The 6,536-nt window shown below is 35.3% G+C and carries 5 protein-coding genes; all 5 read left to right on the top strand.

Annotated elements, in window-relative coordinates:
- On the top strand, positions 1 to 215 hold a 215-nt coding region (locus tag U9R23_05475; protein ID MEA3475872.1), incomplete at its 5' end, for a four helix bundle protein.
- 70 nt (positions 216 to 285) lie between these two features.
- Positions 286 to 1,191, top strand: coding sequence for a D-2-hydroxyacid dehydrogenase (locus tag U9R23_05470; protein ID MEA3475871.1), 906 nt, complete (start codon positions 286 to 288; stop codon positions 1,189 to 1,191).
- A gap of 292 nt (positions 1,192 to 1,483) precedes the next feature.
- Positions 1,484 to 1,903 carry a PPC domain-containing DNA-binding protein gene (locus U9R23_05465; protein MEA3475870.1) on the top strand — a complete coding sequence of 140 codons (420 nt, stop codon included), beginning with the start codon at positions 1,484 to 1,486 and terminating at the stop codon, positions 1,901 to 1,903.
- 107 nt (positions 1,904 to 2,010) lie between these two features.
- Positions 2,011 to 4,971 (top strand): M1 family aminopeptidase, encoded by a 2,961-nt coding sequence (locus U9R23_05460; GenBank protein ID MEA3475869.1) that lies wholly within the window; start codon positions 2,011 to 2,013, stop codon positions 4,969 to 4,971.
- 19 nt (positions 4,972 to 4,990) lie between these two features.
- The gene (locus tag U9R23_05455) at positions 4,991 to 6,508 is read left to right on the top strand and encodes a FlgD immunoglobulin-like domain containing protein (GenBank protein MEA3475868.1); all 1,518 of its coding nucleotides are present in this window, start codon (positions 4,991 to 4,993) and stop codon (positions 6,506 to 6,508) included.
- The last annotated feature ends 28 nt before the right edge of the window (positions 6,509 to 6,536 follow it).

Below are 6,536 nucleotides of genomic sequence, written 5' to 3'. Positions count from 1 at the left end.
AAGCAAGATATGCTCAAAGTAAAAAAGATTTTATTTCAAAAATGAGTATTGCCCTAAAAGAAGCAAGCGAAAGTGAATACTGGATTGAATTATTGAAAAATGAATATTTGACAGAAAAAGAAACTAATTCTATAATTAAAAATTTAATTGAAATCATAAAAATGTTGACTAAAAGTATAAAAACTGCAAAAGAAAAAAACAAAAACAACGGATAATGAAACAAAACCCACTATTCGTTATTCACTATTCGTTATCAGTTGTTCACTATAAAAATTGGAGGAAAAAATGGCTAAAATATTAATCAGTGACCCAGTTTCTTCAAAGTGTACTGAAATGCTTGAAAATGCAGGTCACGAATTAGTCCAAAAGACTGAAAAGAAAACCCCAGAAGAATTGGCAGAAATGATAAAAGGGTTTGATGCTGTCGTTGTAAGAAGTGCAACAAAGGTAAGAAAAGTTGCTATTGATGCTGCTGATAATCTCAAATTAATTGTTCGTGGTGGAGTTGGTCTGGACAATATTGACTGCGATTATGCAAGGTCAAAAGGAATTAAGGTAACCAACACCCCAACAGCTTCCTCTCAATCGGTCGCGGAACTCGCTCTTGCTCATATGTTTGCTCTATATCGCTTTCTGCCAAATTCTAACATCACAATGCGTAAAGGAGAATGGAAAAAGAAAAAATATAAGGGCAGAGAACTTGCAGAGAAAACTTTGGGTATAATTGGCTTTGGAAATATTGGAAAATCTCTCGCAAACAAAGCCCTTGCTCTTGAAATGAATGTTATTGCTTATGATCCTTATGTTGAAGAGACAGATTTGGATGTAGAGCTGACAGATTTTGAAAAACTCGTTACTTCGTCAGATATCATTTCTCTGCATATCCCTCACACAGATGAGACTCATTATATAATTGATGAGGATGCAATATCCAAAATGAAAGATGGTGTGATGATAATCAACTGTGCTCGTGGTGGAGTTGTAGATGAAAAAGCCTTACTTAATGGATTAAATTCTGGCAAAGTTGCTCTTGCTGGCGTTGATTCTTATGAAAAGGAACCTACAAATAATATGGAACTTGTCAATCATCCCAATGTCTCTGTAACTCCACATATTGGTGCAGCAACCAAGGAAGCGCAAGGCCGCGTAGGTATAGAAGTAGCAGACATTATTATTGATTTCTTTAAATAGAATCATTCCTTTTAATAAACAATACCGGGGAGTTTTTACTCCCCAATTTCCTTTTTTTAAACCAATGAGATCTGCAAAATAGTATTTTTTTGACCTCACCCCTGCCTTCGCCGAAGCGGCTACGCGCAGGCAGGTCAATCCTCTCCTAAAAGGAGAGGAAGACAAGATTCTCCTTCTCCCTGCAGGAGAAGGAGTTAGAGGTTGAGGTAAATTTGTGGTTTAATCTCAACAATGAAAACTAAATCATATTTGCCTGTTTTGCATAACTCAATAAATCACTTTTAGGAGAAATGTGATTTTTAAAAAATACGACAATATTTATTGTATTCGCCTTATTCATCAGGAAAATTTTTTGGAGATGCTGGAAAAATTTGCAAAAGTCAACAACCTTGAAAATGCAATAATCCTTAATGGAGTTGGTATGTTAAAAAACGCTGAAATTGGATATTTTGATAGTGAAAAATATATAACTAAAACTATTTCAGAACCCGCAGAATTGGTGTCAACTAATGGAAATATGTTTATCAATCCTGAAGGAATGCCAGAATGGCATATTCATGTTGCTTTAGCCCAAAGAACACATAAGATGGTTGGCGGACATCTTCTTAAAGGTATTGTATGCAATACTGCTGAAATATTTATTCGGACCATACCTGATGCTAAATTTGTAAAAGAGATTGAAGATGACAATCTGCGATTGAATTTTAAATGATGTAAATTATGAAACGAGATAATCCGGTTCCTACCCACAATTGGGTAGGTTCGGGTTCATCCCGAACCAAAATGATTTACCCCAAACCACAAAAGAAAGGAGTTCTAATGAAAAAAATTTTACTTTTACCTTTTACCTTTTGCCTTTTATTTTTTGCCTTCTCCTTTGCTGATGTCCCCAGAGAATATTTCCATAAAAATTATAATCCTTATGAAGAAATTTATTCTCGTGCAGATTCTGTTCATTCTTATGATGCACTTTCTTACGAAATCAATATCCAACTCTTTCCATCAACTCATTACATTTCTGGAAATGTTAGAGCAAAAATAATGGCACAAGAAGATAATCTGACCCAGGTTTTTTATGAACTTGAACAATTAAATGTTGATTCTGTTCTTGTGAATGGTAATTATGCAGATTTTTCTTATGACAGCACAAAAGTTACTATTACCCTTGACCAGATTTATAATATTGGCGATACACTTTCTACACAGGTTTTCTATCAAGGTTATCCAACTCTTAGTTCCGATGTCTATCATACTGGCATTCATTGGCAAAGTCATATTTTTACTTATTCTGACCCGAATGGTGCACGGTTCTGGTGGCCCGGTTATGACCATCCCTGGGATAAAGCCATCACGAAAATGAATATAAGAATTCCTGACAATCTAATAGCAGCTTCAAATGGGATACTTGTAGATGAAATTGATAATGGAGACGGCACAAAAACATTTTACTGGGACAATACAGACCAGATTGCCACTTATCTTGTTTCTCTTTGTGTAGGCAATTATGTAACTTTTGAGCAAACTTATGATGACATTCCTATAATAAATTATGTGTATCCTTCACATCTTACCTATGCACAAAACGACTTTGCCTGCATCCCAACTGCAATGGGAATTTACGAAAATCATTACGGCAACTACCCTTTCCAGAAATATGGTATGGCAGAATGCGGTGTTTTTGGTGGCTGGGGAGGAATGGAGCATCAAACAATGACCTCAATCGGGAGTGGGCTTATAAATGGTATGGGCACTTATGAATGGATATTTGTTCACGAACTGGCACACCAATGGTTCGGTGATTGCTTAACTCCACTCACCTGGAAAGATGTATGGCTTTCTGAAGGATTTGCTGTCTATTCTGAAGCACTTTATGTCGAAGGCACAGAAGGATTTCAAGCAATGTGCGATTATGTAGAAACCTCATTTCACCAATATTATCTAAACTGGGCTGGAGGTAGTGCTTATACAACTTATGATCCGCCATACAATATGTATTTTACACCAGCAACTTATGAAAAACCCGCCTCAGTCCTGCATATGATTAGATTGATGGTTGGAGACAGCACATTTTTTGATATCCTTCAAACATATTTTGATACCTATAAATATGGCAATGTGATAACAACAGATTTTATTGATGTCTGTGAATCAGTGAGCGGAATGGATTTACAAGAATTTTTCAATGCCTGGATTTTCGGCAGCGGTGTGCCAAGTTTTGAATTCTATTATTTGAAGGATTCTCTAGGATTATTAGACCCAAATCTTGTTATTGTAACCCGCTCTATTTCAAATACTGACACAGAGTTTGAAATGCAAATACCATTTATTGTAGAGACTTTCTCTGGTGAAGATTCAGTTTTAATAGATGTTGGGTCAGAATTTACATCTCATTGTAGATATACAAGTGATGAAATTTTAGATGTCCAATTTGACCCACATCACTGGATATTAAATCGTGGATGCACAGAAATCTTACCTGTTTTGAACTCAGCCTTGCCTGGTGACAATTTTGTTTATTTGAGCTGGGAAGAATTTTCTTATCTCTTACCAGATTCTTACTATTTCATTTACCGAAGCGAAATATCGGGCTATGGATATGAAAAAATTGGAGAAGTCCCAAGCACCGAAACTACATATATAGACACAACTGTAATGAATGGTGATACACACTATTATGTAATAAGTTATGGGGTTCACTGGTTTACACCTGACGGCGGGTATGATGGAGAAACCGAATTCTCCAATGAACTCTCTGCCACCCCTCTTCCTTTCCCAATGGATAATGGCATTCTCCTTGTTGATGAAACAAAAGATGGTGATGGTGGACCCATTACTCCCTATGATGAAACTGTAGACAGCCTGTATCATTATGCTTTGCAGAATTATAGTGTAACTGATTATGACTACACCTCTGGAGACTCAATCGCTCTTGATTTCATTTCTCATTATTCTACTATTATTTGGCATGACGATGATTACAACCAGCATCTTATTGAAAATGAAATTGACAAACTTGCTTCGCTTGTGGTTAGCGGAGGAAATCTAATAATCTCTGGATGGAAAACCGCTGATTATATTCCAGATTTCTTCTTCCAAAACTTCCTAAATACAGAAAATGTAATCATTATTCCAGATGTAGATTTTCTTGGAGCTTTTGGAGAAGATAATTACCCTTATATTGATGTCAATGGAGAATTTATCCCAGCATGGAATGACAGATGGGCTTATATTACTGGCTTTGAGGATGCACAATCTGAAAATGTTTTATACAGATATGACTCTTTTTCAGGAGATAATGATAGTCTCTCTGTTGGTTTAGTGAACGATATGCAGAATAAAAATTTTGTAGTTCTTGGCTTTCCGCTTTATTTTATGCAACCAGATAATGTAAAAGCATTCTATGAAAGGGTCCTCACTGACTTTGGTGAAGAAATGGGTGTGGACGATTGGCTTCCCATTTCTGAGTTCAAACTTTATCAAAACTATCCCAACCCATTTAGCGCTTCTACTACGATTTCGTTTAATTTAGCCACTGATTTACACCCGTCCTCCGCAGTAGCAATGCTACGGAGGGTGGACAGATTAACACAGATAAAAATTTATAACATAAAAGGGCAAATAGTAAAACAATTAAAAATTAAAAATTTAAAATTGAAAATTAATGAGATTGTGTGGGATGGAAAAGATGAGGACGGAAGGCAACTTTCCAATGGAATTTATTTCTATAAACTAATCACAGAAGATAAATCTATTGTTAAAAAAATGATTCTATTAAGATAAGCCTTTAAGAAAGGATGATATGAAGTATCTATCAAGCTTTGTAACCATGTTATTTTGCTCTATTACTCTAAATTCGCAAACCGTAAATGTCTGGCAAAATCCTTGTAATTCAGCAGTCATTCCAGAACAGAATATGCTAATAAATGTTGATATAGATTCGTTGGATTTAGACTCATGTATTACAAAAATTTTCTATTCCACTGATGGGCAGGAGAGTTGGTTTGAAAGTGAAATGACTTTGCTTACTGAGTTAAATTATACAGCTACTTTTGAAGATACAATACTCTTGCCGGATTCTGGTAGAGTGTTCTATGGACTCAAGACTATATATCCTACATATATTGATACTATTTTTGATACATTATTTTACACAATGAGCGCTAAGAATATAGATGATATATTTCCTCCTACCGATAATTTCTTAACTGAGTTATGTGAAGAAAAGATTGGTGATGCTTATCAGGCTACAGGAAAGCCTTATTTAGACCTGACAGAAATCAGAATTTCCTTTTCTGACAACAAGTTTTATTGCTTATTAGATAATAATGATAATCAATGGCCATTTTATGAGCCACCTTCTTGGCTGCCACCCTGGTATGTATATGGCTTTGGATTTTATAATCCTGAATCAACTGATTCAGTTGGTTATACAATGGTATATGCTGACATCTCCACAATGAATGTTACTCCCGGGCTTTATAAAGTAAATACAGACAGCACATTTTCCCGAATAGGTGATATTGATTATCAAATTCAGGATGAAAAACTGTATATGGCTTGCAACATTGAAGACCTTACATCTGACCCAAATTTTGGTCCCTGGCCTAATGAATGTGGCGGACTTATCTGTGGAGCAGGAACCCTTACAATAAATGCATACCCTTTCATAACTCTCAATGACAGAAGTCACCCCTGTATCTTTTATCCTACAATCTTTCAACAAGACATTGGAGTTAATGAGTTGCCACAATTATCAGGATTAACTTTTCAAACTGTAAGTGATACAATTGTTTTTAATATAACTTATTCTGATTCAAACAACAATTTACCGGTAGTTAGAAAATTTATTATAGAAAACAAAACAGAATTTAATTTTACCTCTTCAGACCATTATTACCAAGATGGAAGTGAATTTAATGTAAGAGTACCTATTCAAGAAGTTGAGAATAGCAGTGTATATGCTGAGTTCAGCGATGGAGCAGACACGGTACAGTCAAATGTAATTACTTTTGTTGGAATAGATGAGAATACCGCTGAATTGATAGGTATCCAACTTTCCAACTATCCCAATCCCTTCAGCACTTGCACCACAATATCTTTTTTTGCCACAGATTTACACAGATTTACACGGATAGATATTTATAATATAAAAGGTCAGCTGGTGAGAATATTATCCCCAATGACTAATGACCAATGTCCAATGACTATTACCTGGGATGGAAAAGATGAAAAAGGCAAACAAATGCCAAACGGAATATATTTTTATAGATTGAGCATCAAAAATTCTCCTATAAAAAAGATGCTTCTTTTACGGTAAAAAATAATCGTATTAAACAAAAAAGGAC

Source organism: Candidatus Cloacimonadota bacterium (genome assembly GCA_034722995.1).
Taxonomy (GTDB): domain Bacteria; phylum Cloacimonadota; class Cloacimonadia; order JGIOTU-2; family JGIOTU-2; genus JAGMCF01.
The sequence above is the reverse complement of the archived record's forward strand: the minus strand, read 5'-3'. Positions and strand labels throughout refer to the sequence as shown.